This window comes from Mesorhizobium sp. MC2-1-1 (assembly GCF_057597255.1).
Genome location: NZ_CP195205.1, coordinates 1,987,429 through 2,006,031, shown reverse-complemented (window position 1 = coordinate 2,006,031; position 18,603 = coordinate 1,987,429). Strand labels below are relative to the sequence as shown.

Here is an 18,603-nt window from a genome sequence, read left to right as displayed (position 1 = left end):
CATAGGACAAAATAGAAATGCTTGAGATCAAGAACCTCCATGCCCGCATCGTCGATGACGGCACCGAGATCATCCGCGGCCTGAACCTGACCGTGAAAGACGGCGAGGTCGCAGCCATCATGGGTCCGAACGGTTCGGGCAAGTCGACGTTGTCCTACATCCTCGCCGGCCGCGAGGACTATGAGGTGACCGAGGGCGACATCCTCTATAACGGCCAGTCGATCCTGGAGATGGACCCGGCCGAGCGCGCAACGGCGGGCATCTTCCTCGCCTTCCAGTATCCGATGGAAATACCGGGCGTGGCGACCATGGAATTCCTCAAAGTGGCGATGAACGAGCAGCGCAAGGCGCGCGGCGAGGAACCGCTGAAGGTGCCGGAGTTCCTGAAGCGCGTGAAGGAAGCGGCCGCCTCGCTCAGCATGGACATCAACATGCTGAAGCGTCCGCTCAATGTCGGCTTCTCGGGCGGCGAGAAGAAGCGCGCCGAGATCCTGCAGATGAAGCTGCTCGAGCCGAAGCTTTGCGTGCTGGACGAGACCGATTCCGGCCTCGATATCGACGCGCTGAAGATCGTCTCGGACGGCGTCAACGCGCTGCGTTCGCCCGACCGCGCCATCATCGTCATCACCCACTACCAGCGCCTGCTGGAGCACATCGTGCCCGACAGCGTGCACGTGCTCTACAAGGGCCAGGTCATCAAGTCCGGCGACAAGTCGCTGGCGCTCGATCTCGAGGCCAACGGCTATGCCGGCGTGATCGGCGAAGCGGCGTGAGATGGCAGTCGAGGCAAGAGCCATGAACATGCATGCACAGCCCCAAAGGACATTGGCCGAGACGGCGCTGATCGATGCCTTCGGCGAGCGGCTGTCGCAGCTGCCCGGCGACGGCGCGGTGATGGTGAAGCGCGACGACGCGATCGAGGCGATCAAGCACGGCCTGCCGACGCGCCGCGTCGAATCCTGGCACTATACGGATCTGCGCCGATTGCTGACCAAGGTGCCGGCGTTTGAGGCCGGCGCCGTCGCCAAGGCACTTGCGCCGGTTCTCGAAGGCTCCACAGTGCTGCCGGTGCTGAACGGAGTATCGCAGACGAAGCTGCCGGAGATCGACGGCGTCACCGTGCAGCGCCTGTCGGAGAAGCTCACCGACGGTAGCGTCGCGCCCGGGCTCGATCCCTATGGCGACGACGACGCGATCGGCGCGCTCAACACCGCCTTTGTCGCCGACGGCTATTTCGTCGACATCGCCGACGGCGCCGAGCTGGAAAAGCCGATCGAACTGCAGAACCTGCAGGCTGGCGGCCAGTCGCATGTGCGGCTCTTGGCGCGCGTGGGAGCCGGCGCCAAGGCGGTGATCGTCGAGCGACAGACGGGCGAGGGCGACGAGGCGCTGGTCTCTTCGGTCAGCCAGCTCGTGGTCGGGGACGGCGCGGAGGTGACCTGGCTGATCGTTCAGGAGCAGCCGGACACGGCCACGCATCTCGCCCAGTTCAAGGCGCATATCGGCAAGGACGCTAAGCTGACTCTGTTCGTGATGAATGCCGGCGGCAAGCTAGTGCGCCAGGAGGTCGTCGTCAGGACGACCGGCGAGGGCGCCGATTTCAAATTGCGTGGCATCAACCTTCTGGCCGGCGATACGCATACCGACACCACCATGGTGCTCGACCATGCGGTGCCGCACACGACCTCGAGCGAAGTGATCCGCAATGTCGTGACCGGCAAGGCGCGCGGCGTCTTCCAGGGCCGCATCAACGTGCATCAATATGCACAGAAGACCAACGCCAAGATGGCCTGCAACACGCTGCTCCTGTCGGACGATGGCGAGTTCTCGACCAAGCCGGAATTGGAAATCTTCGCCGACGACGTCGTTTGCGGCCACGGCGCCACGGTCACGGAGATCGACCACAACCATCTGTTCTACCTGATGGCGCGCGGCATCGACGAGAAAGCGGCGCGGGGCCTTCTGGTGAAGGCTTTCGTCGCCGAGGTAATCGAGGAACTGGACGACGAGGCGCTGGTCGAGGCGCTGGAAGCGCGGCTCGACGGCTGGTTTTCGACGCACGGGTAGCGCTCTTCCTTCTCCCCTTGTGGGAGAAGGTGGATCGGCGCACAGCGCCGAGACGGATGAGGGGTGTTGGACGGAGTGAGGCCTTGGCCGGCAAGGACTTGGAAATGGACCAGAAGATCGAAACCACTCCCTATGATGTCGAGGCGATCCGCCGCGACTTCCCGATCCTGTCGCGCCAGGTCTACGGCAAGCCGCTGGTCTATCTCGACAATGGAGCTTCGGCGCAGAAGCCGCAGGTGGTGCTCGACACCATCCAGCACGCCTATTCGCAGGAATACGCCAACGTGCATCGCGGGCTGCATTTCCTGTCGAACGCCGCGACGGATGCCTATGAGAAGGCGCGTGAGGCGGTGCGCCGCTTTCTCAATGCGCCGAGCACCGACAACATCGTCTTCACCTCCAACACCACCTCGGCGATCAACACGGTCGCTTATGGCTGGGGCATGCCGCGGATCGGCGAGGGCGACGAGATCGTGCTCTCGATCATGGAGCATCATTCCAACATCGTGCCATGGCACTTCATCCGCGAGCGTCAGGGCGCCAAGCTGGTCTGGGTGCCGGTCGACGATCTCGGCGCCTTCCACATCGAGGAATTCGAGAAGCGTCTGACCGACCGCACCAAGCTCGTCGCCATCACCCAGATGTCGAACGCGCTGGGCACTGTGACGCCGATCAAGGAAATCGTGCGCATCGCGCATGCGCGTGGAATTCCCGTGCTCGTCGACGGCAGCCAGAGCGCCGTGCACATGCCGATCGACGTGCAGGACCTCGACTGCGATTTCTTCGTCTTCACCGGCCACAAGGTCTACGGGCCGTCGGGCATCGGCGTGCTCTACGGCAAGAAGGACAGGCTGGAAGAGATGCGGCCGTTCATGGGCGGCGGCGAAATGATCGAGGAGGTGACGGAAGACATCGTCACCTACAACGATCCGCCGCATCGCTTCGAGGCCGGCACGCCGCCGATCGTGCAGGCGATTGGGCTGGGCGCGGCGTTGGACTATATGGACAGAGTGGGCCGTGAGCGTATCGCCGCGCACGAGGCGGACCTCAAGACCTACGCGCATGAGCGGCTGCGCGCCATCAACTCGCTGCGCATCTTCGGCGACGCGCCAGGCAAGGGCGCCATCGTCTCGTTCGAATTGCAGGGTATCCATGCGCATGACGTGTCGATGGTGATCGACCGGCAGGGCGTGGCGGTGCGCGCGGGCACCCATTGCGCTCAGCCGCTGTTGAAACGCTTCGGCGTCACTTCCACATGCAGGGCATCGTTCGGCATGTATAATACGAGGGCCGAAGTCGACGCTTTGGCCGAGGCGCTGGAAAAGGCGCGGAAATTCTTCGGGTGACGACAATGGACGATGTGAGCACCACCACAGACACCGCGCCGGAAACGGCCGGCAATGGCATTGTCTCGGCCTCGGCCATCCCCGCCGACGAGTTGGCACGGCTGACCGACGACATCGTCTCGGCGCTGAAGACGGTCTACGATCCGGAAATCCCGGCCGACATCTACGAGCTTGGCCTCGTCTACAAGATCGACATCGAGGACGACCGGACCGTCAAGATCGACATGACCTTGACCGCGCCCGGCTGCCCCGTGGCCGGCGAAATGCCGGGCTGGGTCGAGAACGCCGTGGGCGCCGTCGAGGGCGTGTCAGGCGTCGAGGTCAAGATGACCTTCGATCCGCCGTGGACGCCCGATCGGATGTCGGAAGAGGCGCAGGTCGCGGTAGGCTGGTATTGAGCTTGACTTGCGCGCCAGGTGAAACTTCACCATCTTAAAGGCAGACTCAGTCCGCAGGCCTTGAACCTGCGCGAATGCGGAGAATGACATGGGACGCTTTGCCGTCATCACGATGACCGAAAAGGCCGCCGACCGGGTGCGCGAGATCGTGGCCACCCGCGACAACGCACATGGCATCCGCCTCGGCATCAAGAAGGGCGGCTGCGCTGGCATGGAGTACACGGTCGACCTGGTGACCGAGCCCAATCCCAAGGATGATCACATCGAGCGCGACGGCGCGCACGTCTATGTTGCGCCGGAGGCGGCGCTCTTCCTGTTTGGCACCGAGATGGACTTCGAGCAGACGACGCTGCGCACTGGCTTCACCTTCAAGAATCCGAACCAGAGCTCGGCCTGCGGCTGCGGCGAGTCGGTCGAGTTGAAGCCGGCGGACTTGAAGGCGCTTGCCGAGGCACGCGCCTCGGCCTGACCCCTTCCTTTGTCCCGTTTACGGGAGAAGGTGGCCCGAAGGGCCGGATGAGGGGTAAGTGCGAAGGTTTGAGCGGCTGGCGCTGCCCCTCATCTGCCTGCCGGCATCTTCTCCGTGAGCGGGGAGAAGAGAGCTAATCCACCCACATCGCTGTCCGCTTGTGCCAGTCGGCGATCGACTCTTCTGGATAGACGTCGAACACCTTGTCCTTCTTGCCGATCACCGGCTCGACCCAGTTCGCCTTGTATTTCAGCATCAGATGCACCCTTTCCGGAGGCTTCGGCAGGTCGCTGTCGATGGCCGAGGCGAAGGGATGGACGAGGTCCGGCCAGGTCGGGTCGTAGAGCCAAAGCGCCGAGCCGCATTTCCTGCAGAAATTGCGCTCTCCGGTCGAGACCTCGCAACGCGGACGCTCGTCATCCTCGATCTTGGCGCAGTAGACGCCGAGGTTGCGCTTGCCCCTGATGTTCATGGTCTCGTAGACGGCGCCGAGATTGATGGCGAAACCGCCGCCGCCCTGCTGCTTGCGGCAGATCGAGCAGTAGCAGAGCATGAACGGCACCGGCGTGTGGCTTTCGACTTCGAAGGCGACGGCGCCGCAGCGGCAGGAGCCTTTGAGCAGGACAGGCATGGCGGATACTCCATCTTCGGACCTCAACTTGTCAGCATGCTCTTGGTTGCGGGAATGACAAGGTCCATGCCGGGTGAGATGATGCTGCATGGACGACGCGCGCCTTGAAGAACTGTTCGACAACCTTGGCCCGATCAGCATTAGAAAACTGTTCGGCGGCAAGGGTATCTATTGCGATGGCGTCATCGTCGCCGTCGTCGTGCGCGGCGAGTTGATGCTGAAGGCGGACGAGGAGAGCATTCCCGATTTCAGGGCCGCCGGCTGCAGCCAGTGGACCTATACCGGCTCGAGGCACGGCAAGGAGGTGGCGATGCCCTATTGGAGCATTCCCGACCAGGCCTTCGACGATCCAGACGAGATGGCGATCTGGGCGCGGCGCGCCTATGAAGCGGGACGACGGGCGGGCAAATAACCCTATAGCGCCTTGGCAATTTCCGCGGCCAGCCGCGCATTGTTCTCGACCAGCGCGATGTTGGTCTTGAGGCTGCGGCCGCCGGTCAGTTCCAGGATCTTCGAAAGCAGGAACGGTGTCACCGCCTTGCCCGTGACGTTGAGAGCCTCGGCGGCCTTCTGCGCGGCTTGGATGTAGCCGTCCATCTCGGCGGTCGGGATCTCGTCACTCTGTGGTACCGGGTTGGCGACCAGAATGCCGCCGCCCAGGCCAAGCGCCTGGCGCGTGCGGTGGAAATGCGCGATCTCTTCGGCTGAATGGAGCGTCAGCGGCGCGCGGAACGGCGACTGCCTGGACCAGAAGGCCGGCATGGTCTCGCTGCGATGGCCGATGACTGGCACGCCGCGCGTCTCCAGCACTTCCAGCGTCTTTGCGATGTCCAGGATCGCCTTGGCGCCGGCCGAGACGACGATGACCGGCGTGCGCGCCAATTCGTCGAGGTCGGCCGAGATGTCGAAGCTTTTCTCGGCGCCCTTGTGGACGCCGCCGATGCCGCCGGTGGCGAAGACTTTTATGCCGGCCATGTGCGCGGTGATCATCGTGGCCGCAACCGTGGTGCCGCCGGTGCGCCCTTGCGCCACTGCAAAGCCGATATCGGCGCGCGACAGCTTCATGGCGTCGCCGGTCATGGCGAGGGATTCGCGCTCGCCGTCGGACAGGCCGATCTTGATACGGCCATTGACCACGGCGATCGTCGCCGGCACGGCGCCGGCATTGGCGATGATCTGCTCGACCTTGGCCGCCATGGCGCCGTTGTCGGGGTAGGGCATGCCGTGGGTGATGATGGTGCTTTCCAGCGCCACCACGGGCCGGCCGGCGGCAAGCGCGTCCGCCACGGGCGGATGGATGTCGACGAAGGGGCGGGCGGTATCCGGCGTCATTTCTGTCTCCGATCCGAAGGAATTGCTCCGTTGGTGGCCCTATGCCACCTCCCGCGCCTCCGGCACAAGGGCGAGCGCTTGCGTGAAGTTGGCGTTCGTGAAGGACGGCACGGCCTCGGGGCTCTCGATCGCCAGCATTGCCGCGGCAAGACCTTCGCGCAGCGCGGCGCGCAGCGGCAGGCCGCGCAACAAGGCGGCGACCGTCGCGCCGGTCAGGGCGTCGCCGGCGCCGGTCACGTCGGCAACCTTTCGCGGCGTGGGCGGATCGACTTCGAAGATGCCGGTGTCGTCGAAGGCCAGAACCGAAGCGCTGCCGGCCGTAACGACGCCGGCGTCAAGGCCAGCCTGCCTGAGCCTGTGGACGATGCTTTCTCCCAATGGCTCGGCGCCGACCAGCGCGGCCGCTTCGCGTCGGTTCATGAACAGCAACGACAGATCGCCGAGCAGCGGCATCAGGCGAACGACCTTGGCCGGCGAGACGGCGATGGCGAAGACCGGCCGGCCGCCGGAGAGTGCCACCAGGCGCTCCAGCGCCGCCGTCGGCAGGTTGGCGTCGCACAGGATGGCGTCGGCGGCGGCGATCGCCTCGCGCACCTTGGAGCGCCTTATCTGCTTGGGGAAGGCGAGGTCATAGAGCGCCATGTCGGCCAGCCCGACGATCAACTCGCCCTCGGCGTCGATCAGCGCCGTGTAGCTTGGCGTCGTGCGGTCGAGGAACACCACCGAAAGGTCCGTTATCCCGGCGTTGTCGATCGCCAAGGCGACCGTATCCGCCGCCGCGTCGCCGCCGCGCACCGAAATCAGCGATGCCGAGACGCCACGCTTGACCACGCAGCGCAGGGCGTTGAAAACGACGCCGCCGACATCCTCGCGCATGATGCCGGGGTTGGAGGCCGCGGGCACATAGGTGCCGGTAACCTGGCCGCGCCGATCGATATGGGCGCCGCCCAGCGCGAGAATATTTGGGGATGTCGGCATCTGGGATCGGTGACTTTCGTTGATCGTGCGGCTGCGCACACTAGGTTCCTGGGCATCGCCTCGCAATCTCAGTCGCGATTCGGCACGGCCGGATATCGAATTCTTATCTGGACCAGTTGTGTCGGTCTGCACCAGTCCTGGTGAGACAAAAATAGAACAAATCAAGATATTGATTGTTTTTCAAATAGCTATCGCCCCTTGCCAAATGAGAACAAAAAAGGTACAAAATGGTAGGGATCACGGATTGTCCGGCCTTCATTGACGACCAAGGGGTGATGTATCATGGCTCAGAATACTTTGCGGCTTGTAGAGGATAAGGCAGTGGACAAATCAAAGGCTCTGGACGCGGCGCTGTCGCAGATCGAGCGCGCTTTCGGCAAGGGCTCGATCATGCGGCTCGGCGCCAACGAGAAGGTGGTCGAGATCGAAACCGTGCCGACCGGCTCGCTCGGTCTCGACATCGCGCTTGGCGTCGGCGGCCTGCCGCGCGGCCGCATCATCGAGATTTACGGGCCGGAAAGCTCGGGCAAGACGACGCTGGCACTGCATACGGTCGCGGAGGCCCAGAAGAAGGGCGGCATCTGCGCCTTCGTCGATGCCGAGCACGCGCTCGATCCGGTCTATGCCCGCAAGCTCGGCGTCGACCTGGAAAACCTCCTGATCTCGCAGCCCGACACAGGCGAGCAGGCGCTGGAAATCTGCGACACGCTGGTGCGCTCGGGCGCCATCGACGTGCTGGTGGTCGACTCGGTCGCGGCATTGACGCCGCGCGCCGAAATCGAAGGCGAGATGGGCGACGCGCTGCCCGGTCTTCAAGCACGCCTGATGAGCCAGGCGCTGCGCAAGCTGACCGCCTCGATCTCGCGATCCAACACCATGGTCATCTTCATCAACCAGATCCGCATGAAGATCGGCGTCATGTTCGGCTCGCCCGAGACGACCACGGGCGGCAACGCGCTGAAATTCTACGCCTCGGTGCGCCTCGACATCCGCCGCATCGGCTCGGTCAAGGACCGCGACGAGGTGGTCGGCAACCAGACCCGCGTCAAGGTGGTCAAGAACAAGCTGGCTCCGCCCTTCAAGGTGGTCGAGTTCGACATCATGTATGGCGAGGGCGTGTCCAAGACCGGCGAGCTCGTCGATCTCGGCGTCAAGGCCGGCGTGGTCGAGAAGTCGGGCGCCTGGTTCTCCTATAATTCGCAGCGTCTGGGCCAGGGTCGCGAGAACGCCAAGCTGTTCCTGCGCGACAATCCCGACACGGCGCGCGAGATCGAAATGGCGCTCAGGCAGAATGCCGGGCTGATCGCCGAGAAATTCCTCGAGAATGGCGGCTCCGAAGGCGGCGACGACGGTTTCGAGGACGAAGCCGGCGCCATGTAGGGCGCGTTGCCCGCAACCAGTCGGCTTAGCCGGAGTTTGGTCACAATCCTGGTTTATCGGCTTATGCTTATGTAATCGAGTTCTTGAGTACTGCGTACCCGAACCGCCGGCCTTCGCGCCGGCGGTTTTGCGTTTTGCGGACAATGTCGAGCTGCCGCTCGCTTGCTGATTGGTCTAACCGCGTGTTTCTGGACAGGCTCAAGAGCTATCGCTAAAAGGCCCATCTATCTTCAGTAATACCAAAGCCCATTTGCCGCCGGCCGGGCCGGTGGTTCTTGCGAAAAAGGCAGTATGCAATGAGTGGCGTCAACGACATCCGGTCGACATTCCTCGACTACTTCCGCAAGGAGGGCCACGAGATCGTCGCCTCCAGCCCGCTGGTGCCGCGCAACGATCCGACGCTGATGTTCACCAATGCCGGCATGGTGCAGTTCAAGAACGTCTTCACCGGATTGGAGAAGCGTCCCTATTCGCGCGCCGCGACTGCGCAGAAGAGCGTGCGCGCCGGAGGCAAGCACAACGACCTCGACAATGTCGGCTACACCGCGCGCCATCTCACCTTCTTCGAGATGCTCGGCAATTTCTCGTTCGGCGACTATTTCAAGGAGCGCGCGATCGAGCTTGCCTGGAACCTGATCACCAAGGGTTTCGGGCTGAAGAAGGACAAGCTGCTCGTCACCGTCTATCACACCGACGACGAGGCCGCGGCTTACTGGAAGAAGATCGCCGGCTTCTCGGATGACCGCATCATCCGGATTCCTACCTCGGACAATTTCTGGGCGATGGGCGACACCGGCCCGTGCGGCCCTTGCTCGGAGATCTTCATCGATCGCGGCGAGCGTATCTGGGGCGGCCCGCCCGGCAGCCCGGAGGAAGACGGCGACCGGTTCCTGGAATTCTGGAACCTGGTGTTCATGCAGTACGAGCAGGTGACGAAGGAAGAGCGCATCGACCTGCCGCGTCCTTCGATCGACACCGGCATGGGCCTGGAGCGCATGGCCTCCATCCTGCAGGGCGTCGAGAGTGTCTTCGAAACCGACCTGTTCAGGCACCTGATCGATGCGGCATCCTCCGCGCTCGGGCAGGGGCCGAACCAGGAGAACGTCGCATCGTATCGCGTGATCGCCGATCATCTGCGCTCGTCCTCTTTCCTGGTGGCGGATGGCGTGCTGCCGTCCAACGAGGGGCGCGGTTATGTGCTGCGCCGCATCATGCGCCGCGCCATGCGCCATGCTCAGCTGCTCGGCGCCAAGGAGCCGTTGATGTGGCAGCTGGTGCCTGCGCTGGTGCGCGAAATGGGTCAGGCCTATCCCGAACTGGTGCGCGGCGAGGCGCTGATCACCGAGACGCTGAAGCTAGAGGAAACACGCTTCCGCAAGACGCTGGTGCGCGGGCTCGGCCTGCTGTCCGACGCCACCGAGACGCTGCACGCCGGCGACATGCTCGACGGAGAGACGGCTTTCAAGCTCTACGATACCTACGGCTTTCCGCTCGACCTGACGCAGGACGCGTTGCGCCAGCGCAGCATTTCGGTCGACATCGCCGGCTTCACCGACGCGATGGAGCGGCAGAAAGCCGAGGCGCGCGCGCATTGGGCGGGCTCGGGCGAGGCTGCGACCGAGACGGTATGGTTCTCGGTGCGCGAAAAGACCGGCGCGACCGAGTTCCTCGGCTACGAGACTGAAGCTGCGGAAGGCATCGTCCAGGCGCTGGTCAAGGACGGCAAAACCATCGACAGCGCGGGCCAGGGCGATGCGGTCGCCGTGGTCGTCAACCAGACGCCGTTCTACGGCGAATCCGGCGGCCAGATGGGCGACACCGGTGTTATCTTAGGCGACGGCTTCTCGATCGAGATTTCCGATACGCAGAAGAAGGCCGACGGCCTGTTCGTGCATATCGGCAAGGTGGCTAAAGGCACGGTCAAGACCGGTGCCGCCGTGGAGCTCAAGGTCGACCACGGCCGCCGCTCGAAGCTGCGCGCCAACCATTCCGCGACGCATCTCATCCACGAGGCGCTGCGCGAGGTGCTAGGCACTCATGTCGCGCAGAAGGGCTCGTTGGTCGCGCCCGATCGCCTGCGCTTCGACATTTCGCACAACAAGCCGATCTCGGCCGATGAGCTCGACGAGGTCGAGCGCATGGCCAACGAGATCGTCGTGCAGAACAGCCCGGTGACGACGAGGCTGATGTCGGTCGACGACGCGATTGCCGAGGGCGCCATGGCGCTGTTCGGCGAGAAATATGGCGACGAGGTGCGCGTCGTGTCGATGGGCACCGGCCTGCATGGCGCCAAGGCCAATCGTCCCTATTCCGTCGAGCTTTGCGGCGGCACGCATGTGAAGTCGACCGGAGATATCGGCCTGGTGCGCATCCTATCGGACAGCGCGGTCGCGGCTGGCGTGCGACGCATCGAAGCGCTGACCGGAGAAGCGGCGCGCAGGCATCTCGACGAGCAGGACAGGCGGCTGAAGGCGGCTGCGGCGACCCTCAAGATATCGCCGGCCGACGTGCCGTCACGCGTCGAAGCGCTGCTCGAGGAGCGCAAGAAGCTCGAGAAGGAACTGACCGAGGCGCGCAAGAAACTGGCGCTGGGCGGCGGTTCGACCGTTGCCGATGCGGCCGCGAACGAGACGGTCGCCGGCGTCGGCTTCCTTGGCAAGGCGGTCACCGGCGTGGCGCCGAAGGACCTGAAGCCGCTGGCGGATGCCGGCAAGAAGACGCTCGGCTCCGGCGTGGTCGTTTTCGTCGGCGCCGGCGAGGACAACAAGGCGAGCGTGGTCGTCGGCGTCACCGACGATCTGACCGGCCGCTTCAGCGCCGTCGATCTGGTGCGCGTCGCGTCCGCCGCGCTCGGCGGGCAGGGTGGCGGAGGGCGTCCCGACATGGCGCAGGCCGGCGGCCCAGACGCCTCCAAGGCCAACGACGCGATCGCGGCGGTCAAGGCGGCGCTCGAAGCGGCTTAGGCCGACGGCCGGCTTAAGGTAAGCAGGTTCCCACTCTCCGAGGTGGCGCCGCCCCTGATTTGGCTGCTGCTATCTTTCCCCGTTGAACGGGAGAAGGGGCTGTCTCATGGCTTTCGCTAATCGCCAACGTTGCGGCCGGCTTATTTATCCCCGTTTACGGGGAGAAATGCTCGGCAGGGCAATTGGGGGCAGCGTCGACGTTGAGGTGGTTTGCTCGAGCTAGGTGACCTTTTCGGTCTGCACGAAGCTCGGGTGGGTGGCAGTCCGCTGATACCAATCCTGCATTTCGGGAAAGCGCGCCAGCAGATCGCGGCCCTCGGCGACTTTGACGAAGTAGCCGATGATCGGCGCCGCGTGCAGGTCTGCCAACGTCAATTGATCGCCGAGCAGCCAGGGGCCTTTTGCCTTGAGTGACGTCAGCACTCTGAGCACGGCTTCGGCCCGGCTGAGCCCGCTGGCGATCAGTGTCTCGTCGGCCGGCATCTTCTCCAGCCGCTCGACCGCGACGTCCCATACCATGGCGCGATAGCCATAAGCGTCGAGCATGCCGGCGATCTGGCTGATCCTCGCACGACCACGCGCGTCGGCGGGCTGCAGGGCCGGACCGGCAAAAGCCTCATCGATGTAGCGTGCGATGGCGCTGGTCTCGAACAGCCGGAAGCCGTCATGTTCGAAGGCCGGGATGCGGCCGAACGGGTGGTGTTCGAGATACCAGTCCGGAACGCCCTCGGCCGCGAAAATGTCGAGCGGGACGAGTTCATGGTCGACGCCCTTTTCCTCCAGCGTCATGCGCGCGATGCGCACATAGACGCTGTAATCGGCGCCATAGAGGATCGGTTTCTTCATCCGGCCCGGCCCTCCGCTATGGCTCCCGGCGTTCGTCGCATGAAAGGTCCATTTCGGGGCTTTTCATGCACTTCGCGCACCGCTTCTCACCCCATGGCCTTCTGGAGGTTCTCGTCGATCTTGTCGAGGAAGCCGGTGGTGGAAAGCCAGGGCTGGTCGGGGCCGATCAGCAGCGACAGGTCCTTGGTCATGAAGCCGGACTCCACGGTTTGGATGCAGACCTTCTCCAGCGTCTCGGCGAAGCGCTTCAGCTCGGCGTTGTCGTCGAGCTTGGCGCGGTGGGCGAGGCCGCGCGTCCAGGCGAAGATCGAGGCGATCGAATTGGTCGAGGTTTCCTCGCCCTTCTGGTGCTGGCGATAGTGGCGGGTCACGGTGCCGTGCGCGGCTTCAGCTTCCACCGTCTTGCCGTCCGGCGTCATCAGCACCGAGGTCATCAGGCCGAGCGAGCCGAACCCTTGCGCGACCGTGTCGGACTGCACGTCGCCGTCATAGTTCTTGCACGCCCAGACATAGCCGCCCGACCATTTCAGGCTCGAAGCGACCATGTCGTCGATCAGGCGGTGCTCGTACCAGAGCTTCCTCGCCTTGAACTCGGCCTCGAACTCCTTCTCGTAGACCTCCTGGAAGATGTCCTTGAAGCGGCCGTCATAGGCCTTGAGGATGGTGTTCTTGGTCGACAGATAGACCGGGAAGTTGCGCAGCAGGCCGTAATTCAGCGAGGCGCGGGCGAACTCGCGGATCGACTCGTCGAGATTGTACATGGCCATGGCGACGCCGGCGCCCGGCGCGTCATAGACCTCGTGCTCGATCACCTGGCCGTCCTCGCCGACGAACTTGATCGTCAGCTTGCCCTTGCCGGGGAAGCGGAAGTCGGTGGCGCGATACTGGTCGCCGAAGGCATGACGGCCGACAACGATCGGCTTGGTCCAGCCCGGCACCAGGCGCGGCACGTTCTTCATGATGATCGGCTCGCGGAAGATGGTGCCGCCGAGGATGTTGCGGATGGTGCCGTTGGGCGACTTCCACATCTTCTTCAGCTTGAATTCCTCGACCCGGGCCTCGTCGGGGGTGATCGTCGCGCATTTCACGCCGACGCCGTATTTCTTGATGGCGTTGGCCGAGTCGATGGTCACCTGGTCGTTGGTGGCGTCGCGGTTCTCGATGCCGAGGTCGTAATACTCAAGCTTCAGGTCGAGATAAGGGTGGATCAGCTTGTCCTTGATGAACTGCCAGATGATGCGGGTCATCTCGTCGCCGTCGAGCTCGACGACCGGGTTCGCCACCTTGATCTTCGCCATGGAAAGAATGCCTCGTTGCTGGGGAATTTGAACGGCCTTGCCCGCATGGTTTCGGCCGCGGATGCGGAGCGTATATCAAAGGCTTTTTCAGCGCGCAAACCGCGATCCGCGCCGTGCCGGAAGGGTGCCGCTGTTGTGAATGCTTCATTTTCCGGGCCGGATGTGGCAGGGGACGCCGAAACGCCGCAAACTCCGGTTACCGATGACCATGCCAGCCACCGAAAATACAGCCAACACCGCTTCCGCCGGACCGGCGATCATCCTGGTCGAGCCGCAGCTCGGCGAGAATATCGGCATGGTCGCGCGCGCCATGGCTAATTTTGGCCTTTCCGAGCTCAGGCTGGTGAACCCGCGTGACGGCTGGCCGAGCGAGAAGGCGCGCGCGGCGGCGAGCCGCGCCGACCACGTCATCGACGCCACCAGGGTCTTCGACGATCTGGCCTCGGCGGTTGCCGATCTCAACTTCGTCTTCGCCACAACGGCGCGCGAGCGCGACGGCTTCAAGCCGGTGCGTGGGCCGGTGGAAGCGGGCAGGGCGCTCAGGGCGCGTGCTGAGGCAGGGCTACGCACCGGCATCCTGTTCGGCCGCGAGCGCTTCGGCCTCTATAATGACGAGGTCGGGCTCGCTGACGAGATCGTCACCTTTCCGGTCGATCCCGGCTTCTCCTCGCTCAACATTGCCCAGGCAGTGCTTTTGATGTCCTATGAATGGATGAAGTCCGGCCTCGCCGACGAGACCCAGACCAATTTCTCCGGGCCCGAGCTGGCGCCGGCCACCAAAGAGCAGTTGCACAGCCTGTTCGCCTATCTTGAGAACGCGCTGGAGGCGCGGGGCTACTTTCGTCCGCAAGAAAAGAAACCGAAGATGGTCGACAATCTGCGCGCCGTGCTGACGCGCGCCGGCTTCGCCGAGCCGGAGCTCAAGGTTCTGCGCGGCATCATCTCGTCGCTGGACAGGTTTTCACCGGCCATGCCGCGCGGCGACGGGTCGCCCGGGGACGATCCGAGGCGGCTGCCGGCCGGCGTGCGAGCGAAGGATGATTATAGCTGAACCGTGGAGAAGGGCGCGCACGATTACGAGCTGCGCAAAGGCTGCTGGGCTTTGCCATTTCGGCACCATGATCATTCACGATAAGAGCGTCGCTGGCCGATCACGGGCCAAGTTCCTCCTTAAGGTTCGACAAAGATGAGCGATCGATCAAGCCAACGCCCGATCCTGATGTTCGATTCCGGCGTTGGCGGGCTGACCGTGCTGCGGGAAGCGCGCGTGCTCATGCCGGACCGTCGCTTCGTCTATGTCGCAGACGATGCGGCTTTTCCTTACGGCGCCTGGGAGGAGCCGGCGCTCAAGGAACATATCCTTACGCTGTTCGGCAAGTTGCTCGACCGACTGCAGCCGGCGATTTCGGTCATTGCCTGCAACACAGCCTCGACGCTGGTGATCGATGCGCTGCGCGAGAAGTTTCCTGGCCATCCTTTCGTGGGCACGGTGCCGGCGATCAAGCCCGCCGCCGAACGCACGCGCTCGGGCCTCGTCTCGGTGCTGGCGACGCCCGGCACGGTGAAGCGGCAGTACACCCGAGATCTGATCAGCAAATGGGCGCAAAAGTGTCATGTGCGCCTGGTAGGCAGCGACCGGCTGGCTGGCCTCGCCGAGATCTATATGCGCCAGGGCTTTGTGGACGAGGAGGCTGTACGGGCCGAAATCGCGCCCTGTTTCATCGAACGGGAGGGCAACCGCACCGACATCGTCGTGCTTGCCTGCACGCATTACCCGTTTCTCGTCAACCGCATGCGCAAGACCGCGCCCTGGCCAGTCGACTGGATCGATCCGGCCGAGGCGATCGCGCGGCGTGCCATGTCGTTGCTCGAGCCGGCCGCTGAGACATCTGGCGACAGCGAGCCCGACCTTGCCATCTTCACCTCAGGGAAGGTGGATTTCGCCACGAGGCGGTTGATTCAGGGTTTTGGGCTGGCCGCACGTTAGGCCGCGTTGATATTCAGGTGACGCCGTTCTGCAATTGCCGGTTGATGCGCTTCCGGTGCTCACGAAACTTCAAGCGCGCTCCGCTCCGGTTCTCGGAACCTGCCATTTTCGACTGGGCCCGGCCTGAATCTCAGCATGTGCTGGAATATCCGTGACTCAATCAGATGCGGCAGGCTCGAAGACGACGCTGCGCTGATCCGGATCAGCCGAGACCAGCTTTAGCGTGAGATCCTCGCCCTCCCTGAGCCCGGAGGCCTTGACGTTGGCCACGACAGGTATGTCGGCAAGCTGCGCGCGGACGCCATGGTCGACGATGTCGGTTACGACCGCCTTGAAAGTCTCGCCCTCGCGCCCCTTGAGCATGACCGCCTCGGCGAGGTCGATCGCAGCGTGGTTGATCTGCGAAGCGCGGGCATCCGCGCGCCCCATCACCTTCGGCAATCTGGCGAAGGCATCGGTGACTGCCTGCGGCACTGTCTGGCCGTTGGCGATCGCCAGCGCGCAGCGCACGACGTAGCGGTCGGCCAGCCGCCTGAGCGGCGCGGTGGCGTGGGCGTAGGTGGCGGCCAACGCTTCATGCCAGGGGACGACGCCCTCCTGGTAGGCCTGGTAGGACGCGCCGTTGCCCGCGCGGCGGATTTCCAGCATGAGCGCGGCCTGCCTCGGATCGGTCGGATCGAGCGTGCGCTGAAAGTCGCTGAGGCTGGTGGAGGCAGGCCAGGACAGGCCGAGCGCCTGTGCCGCGTTGCGCAGTCTTTGCACTTTGGACGCATCCGGCCCCGACATCACCCGGAACAACCCGGTCTTGTGCGCCAGCATGGCGTCCGCAATCGCCATATTGGCGGCCAACGAAAGCGCGGCGTTGTCCTGCTCGGATTGCAGGAGCGGCCGGAACGAAAGCCGGAACGTGCCATCGGCAAGCTTCTCCACCTCCTGCTCGGGCGGGTCCACACGCGAAGCGCCGCGGCGTTCTTCGTTTGCGGCCATGCGCCGCGCCAGTTCCGCGAATCCGGCTGGAAGGTCCGAGGCCTGCACGCTGTCATAAGCGAGCTTGGCGCGGCTTTTAATGATTGCCCGCTCCGCGGCGTCGAGCTTCACCGCGCCGTCCCCGGCGACACGGATGGTGAAGATGATTGCCGGACGCGGCCCGTCGGGCAACAAGCTTGCCGCACCCTCGGCAAGCACCGGCGGATAGAGCCCGGCCTTGCCGTCCGGCAAATAAAGCGTCTCGCCCCGGCTCCAGGCTTCGAGGTCGACCACGTCGCCGTCCTCGGCGAACCAGGCCACGTCGGCAATGGCATAATGGAGGAGAAGATCGCCACCGGTGGCGTCGATCGAGAAGGCCTGGTCAAGATCGGTGGAACTCGCCGGATCGAGCGTGACGAAGGACATCGCTGTCCTGTCGGCATGCTGGTCGGGCGCACGTTTGGCCGCTGCTTCCGCCGTGGCAGCCACCTCCGGCGGGAAACCATCCGGGACATGGAATTCGGTGCGGATCTTCGAGAGCCCGGTGGAAAGTGCCTGTGAAGGATCGGTCAGCGATTTCATGCCGCTGTCCTACACTGGCGCTCAGGGTGCTGGAAGGCTCCAAAGAGAATCGCCGATGCCGATGGACTGAGCCGTCAACGCCGGAACCGGTGCCGAGACGCGGCGTTTTCAATCACAGCAAAGGAGAAACCGTCATGCCCGCCAGATCGCAAGCCCAGCAAAAGGCCGCCGGCGCGGCGCTTTCGGCCAAACGTGGCGAGACCAGGAAAAGCGAGCTCAAAGGCGCTTCGCGCGAAATGTATGACTCGATGAGCGAGAAGCAGCTCGAGGAATTCGCCGACACCAAGCGCAAGGGCCTGCCCAGCAAAAAGTCTTAGATCGGGAGATCGAATGAAACCCGCGGCCTCCGTCGGCTCCTTGCCGCAAAATCAGTGACGCCACCAGGGTGTTCGGATCTTAAGATGCCCGGTTCCGTCCCGATGGCTCCGCCATGGCTGGCATCGCATGCAACGTGCAGAATGCAATAGAGTTGCGGACCTCGCGGCCAGCCGTAAGCTTGACAGCGGTTAAATCTATCTTTAACAGGCCCACCAACACCGGGTGGCGACGCCCGGTGGTTTCTTTTGACGTGTCCCGTGGGTTTTCCGTCGCTTTGCGTGGAAAACCCTGTCAGGCCTCGAAAACGGGGGCCAGAGGAGGGCGCGTTTCCTTCGCCCGGAGCCGTGGGGTTTCCGGGTACGTTGTTTTGAAAGGGAATGCGATGAGCAAGCGCGAATCCGCGAAATACAAGATCGACCGCCGTCTCGGCGAAAACATCTGGGGCCGCCCGAAGTCCCCGGTCAACAAGCGTGAATACGGCCCAGGCCAGCACGGCCAGCGCCGCAAGGGCAAGCTTTCCGACTTCGGCCTGCAGCTGCGCGCCAAGCAGAAGCTGAAGGGCCACTATGGCGACGTTTCGGAAAAGCAGTTCCGCAAGGTCTATGAAGAGGCCAACCGCCGCAAGGGCGATACCTCCGAGAACCTGATCGGCCTGCTGGAGTCGCGCCTCGACGCGATCGTCTATCGCGCCAAGTTCGTGCCGACCATCTTCGCCGCCCGTCAGTTCGTCAATCACGGCCATGTCAACGTCAACGGCAAGCGCACCAATATCGGTTCGTATCGCTGCAAGCCGGGTGACGTGATCGAGGTGCGCGAGAAGTCGAAGCAGCTCGTCATCGTGCTGGAATCGGTGGCTCTCGCCGAGCGCGACGTGCCGGACTACATCGAAGCCGATCACAACAAGATGACCGCGACCTTCGCGCGCGTTCCGGGCCTGTCGGACGTTCCGTTCGCCGTGCAGATGGAACCGAACCTGGTCGTCGAATTCTACTCGCGCTGATCGAACACTTTCAGCCGCAATATCAAAGGCCGCCCGTCGAGG

General features: G+C 63.8%; 18 protein-coding genes. 12 read left to right on the top strand and 6 right to left on the bottom strand.

The annotated features are described in order from the left end of the window. Positions 1-17 precede the first annotated feature (17 nt). From sufC to sufA, 5 genes are all read left to right on the top strand, one after another. Entirely contained in the window at positions 18-773 is a 756-nt protein-coding gene (gene sufC / locus ACR64R_RS10135; RefSeq protein ID WP_487361499.1) for a Fe-S cluster assembly ATPase SufC, read from the top strand. A 22-nt stretch (positions 774-795) separates the two neighbouring features. Beyond that, a complete protein-coding gene (gene sufD / locus ACR64R_RS10130) occupies positions 796-2,067 on the top strand; it encodes a Fe-S cluster assembly protein SufD (RefSeq protein ID WP_487361498.1) in 1,272 nt (423 codons plus the stop codon). Positions 2,068-2,171: 104 nt separating this feature from the next. Next, entirely contained in the window at positions 2,172-3,413 is a 1,242-nt protein-coding gene (locus ACR64R_RS10125; RefSeq protein ID WP_487361497.1) for a cysteine desulfurase, read from the top strand. Between the two features lie 5 nt (positions 3,414-3,418). Next, the gene (locus ACR64R_RS10120) at positions 3,419-3,811 is read left to right on the top strand and encodes an SUF system Fe-S cluster assembly protein (RefSeq protein ID WP_487361496.1); all 393 of its coding nucleotides are present in this window, start codon (positions 3,419-3,421) and stop codon (positions 3,809-3,811) included. Positions 3,812-3,899: 88 nt separating this feature from the next. Then, entirely contained in the window at positions 3,900-4,280 is a 381-nt protein-coding gene (gene sufA / locus ACR64R_RS10115; protein WP_487361495.1) for a Fe-S cluster assembly scaffold SufA, read from the top strand. A 133-nt stretch (positions 4,281-4,413) separates the two neighbouring features. Here the strand turns inward: sufA and ACR64R_RS10110 are convergent, their stop codons facing one another. After that, entirely contained in the window at positions 4,414-4,911 is a 498-nt protein-coding gene (locus ACR64R_RS10110; RefSeq protein ID WP_487361494.1) for a GFA family protein, read from the bottom strand. A gap of 88 nt (positions 4,912-4,999) precedes the next feature. Here ACR64R_RS10110 and ACR64R_RS10105 point away from each other — a divergent pair, with 88 nt between their 5' ends. Beyond that, a complete protein-coding gene (locus ACR64R_RS10105) occupies positions 5,000-5,323 on the top strand; it encodes a TfoX/Sxy family protein (protein ID WP_487361493.1) in 324 nt (107 codons plus the stop codon). A 2-nt stretch (positions 5,324-5,325) separates the two neighbouring features. Here ACR64R_RS10105 and ACR64R_RS10100 read toward each other — a convergent pair whose 3' ends face one another. Further along, complete coding sequence (locus ACR64R_RS10100; protein ID WP_487361492.1) at positions 5,326-6,243, bottom strand: pseudouridine-5'-phosphate glycosidase; 918 nt, start codon at positions 6,241-6,243, stop codon at positions 5,326-5,328. A gap of 39 nt (positions 6,244-6,282) precedes the next feature. After that, positions 6,283-7,221: a carbohydrate kinase family protein gene (locus tag ACR64R_RS10095; RefSeq protein ID WP_487361491.1), complete on the bottom strand. Its 939-nt coding sequence runs from the start codon at positions 7,219-7,221 to the stop codon at positions 6,283-6,285. 282 nt (positions 7,222-7,503) lie between these two features. Here ACR64R_RS10095 and recA point away from each other — a divergent pair, with 282 nt between their 5' ends. Further along, positions 7,504-8,601, top strand: coding sequence for a recombinase RecA (gene recA / locus ACR64R_RS10090; protein WP_095818535.1), 1,098 nt, complete (start codon positions 7,504-7,506; stop codon positions 8,599-8,601). Positions 8,602-8,897: 296 nt separating this feature from the next. Then, on the top strand, positions 8,898-11,564 hold the full coding sequence (gene alaS / locus ACR64R_RS10085) for an alanine--tRNA ligase (protein ID WP_487361490.1): 2,667 nt from the start codon (positions 8,898-8,900) through the stop codon (positions 11,562-11,564). A gap of 219 nt (positions 11,565-11,783) precedes the next feature. On the opposite strand, the gene ACR64R_RS10080 is transcribed toward alaS, so the two are convergent. Continuing rightward, complete coding sequence (locus ACR64R_RS10080; RefSeq protein WP_487361489.1) at positions 11,784-12,410, bottom strand: glutathione S-transferase family protein; 627 nt, start codon at positions 12,408-12,410, stop codon at positions 11,784-11,786. 86 nt (positions 12,411-12,496) lie between these two features. Beyond that, on the bottom strand, positions 12,497-13,708 hold the full coding sequence (locus tag ACR64R_RS10075; RefSeq protein WP_487361488.1) for an NADP-dependent isocitrate dehydrogenase: 1,212 nt from the start codon (positions 13,706-13,708) through the stop codon (positions 12,497-12,499). Between the two features lie 208 nt (positions 13,709-13,916). Between ACR64R_RS10075 and ACR64R_RS10070 the strand changes: the two genes are divergently transcribed. Then, positions 13,917-14,759, top strand: a complete 843-nt coding sequence (locus ACR64R_RS10070; RefSeq protein ID WP_487362409.1) for an RNA methyltransferase — start codon at positions 13,917-13,919, stop codon at positions 14,757-14,759. Positions 14,760-14,894: 135 nt separating this feature from the next. Beyond that, positions 14,895-15,695, top strand: coding sequence for a glutamate racemase (gene murI / locus ACR64R_RS10065; protein ID WP_487361487.1), 801 nt, complete (start codon positions 14,895-14,897; stop codon positions 15,693-15,695). Positions 15,696-15,851: 156 nt separating this feature from the next. On the opposite strand, the gene ACR64R_RS10060 is transcribed toward murI, so the two are convergent. Next, the gene (locus tag ACR64R_RS10060) at positions 15,852-17,243 is read right to left on the bottom strand and encodes an RNB domain-containing ribonuclease (protein ID WP_487361486.1); all 1,392 of its coding nucleotides are present in this window, start codon (positions 17,241-17,243) and stop codon (positions 15,852-15,854) included. 134 nt (positions 17,244-17,377) lie between these two features. On the opposite strand from ACR64R_RS10060, the gene ACR64R_RS10055 reads away from it, so the two are divergent. Both ACR64R_RS10055 and rpsD read left to right on the top strand, forming a co-directional pair. Next, on the top strand, positions 17,378-17,560 hold the full coding sequence (locus ACR64R_RS10055) for a DUF3008 family protein (protein WP_487361485.1): 183 nt from the start codon (positions 17,378-17,380) through the stop codon (positions 17,558-17,560). 383 nt (positions 17,561-17,943) lie between these two features. Beyond that, positions 17,944-18,561 (top strand): 30S ribosomal protein S4, encoded by a 618-nt coding sequence (gene rpsD, locus ACR64R_RS10050; protein ID WP_040981269.1) that lies wholly within the window; start codon positions 17,944-17,946, stop codon positions 18,559-18,561. The last annotated feature ends 42 nt before the right edge of the window (positions 18,562-18,603 follow it).

Bases quoted from the DNA above. Each gene is read 5' to 3' on its own strand.
- ACR64R_RS10055 (WP_487361485.1), top strand. From the start codon at position 17,378: ATGCCCGCCAGATCGCAAGCCCAGCAAAAGGCCGCCGGCGCGGCGCTT.
- ACR64R_RS10100 (WP_487361492.1), bottom strand. From the start codon at position 6,243: ATGACGCCGGATACCGCCCGCCCCTTCGTCGACATCCATCCGCCCGTG.
- recA (WP_095818535.1), top strand. From the start codon at position 7,504: ATGGCTCAGAATACTTTGCGGCTTGTAGAGGATAAGGCAGTGGACAAA.
- rpsD (WP_040981269.1), top strand. From the start codon at position 17,944: ATGAGCAAGCGCGAATCCGCGAAATACAAGATCGACCGCCGTCTCGGC.
- ACR64R_RS10080 (WP_487361489.1), bottom strand. From the start codon at position 12,410: ATGAAGAAACCGATCCTCTATGGCGCCGATTACAGCGTCTATGTGCGC.
- sufD (WP_487361498.1), top strand. From the start codon at position 796: ATGAACATGCATGCACAGCCCCAAAGGACATTGGCCGAGACGGCGCTG.
- ACR64R_RS10060 (WP_487361486.1), bottom strand. From the start codon at position 17,243: ATGAAATCGCTGACCGATCCTTCACAGGCACTTTCCACCGGGCTCTCG.
- ACR64R_RS10120 (WP_487361496.1), top strand. From the start codon at position 3,419: ATGGACGATGTGAGCACCACCACAGACACCGCGCCGGAAACGGCCGGC.
- sufA (WP_487361495.1), top strand. From the start codon at position 3,900: ATGGGACGCTTTGCCGTCATCACGATGACCGAAAAGGCCGCCGACCGG.
- ACR64R_RS10070 (WP_487362409.1), top strand. From the start codon at position 13,917: ATGCCAGCCACCGAAAATACAGCCAACACCGCTTCCGCCGGACCGGCG.
- sufC (WP_487361499.1), top strand. From the start codon at position 18: ATGCTTGAGATCAAGAACCTCCATGCCCGCATCGTCGATGACGGCACC.
- ACR64R_RS10075 (WP_487361488.1), bottom strand. From the start codon at position 13,708: ATGGCGAAGATCAAGGTGGCGAACCCGGTCGTCGAGCTCGACGGCGAC.
- alaS (WP_487361490.1), top strand. From the start codon at position 8,898: ATGAGTGGCGTCAACGACATCCGGTCGACATTCCTCGACTACTTCCGC.
- ACR64R_RS10095 (WP_487361491.1), bottom strand. From the start codon at position 7,221: ATGCCGACATCCCCAAATATTCTCGCGCTGGGCGGCGCCCATATCGAT.
- ACR64R_RS10110 (WP_487361494.1), bottom strand. From the start codon at position 4,911: ATGCCTGTCCTGCTCAAAGGCTCCTGCCGCTGCGGCGCCGTCGCCTTC.
- ACR64R_RS10105 (WP_487361493.1), top strand. From the start codon at position 5,000: ATGGACGACGCGCGCCTTGAAGAACTGTTCGACAACCTTGGCCCGATC.
- murI (WP_487361487.1), top strand. From the start codon at position 14,895: ATGAGCGATCGATCAAGCCAACGCCCGATCCTGATGTTCGATTCCGGC.
- ACR64R_RS10125 (WP_487361497.1), top strand. From the start codon at position 2,172: ATGGACCAGAAGATCGAAACCACTCCCTATGATGTCGAGGCGATCCGC.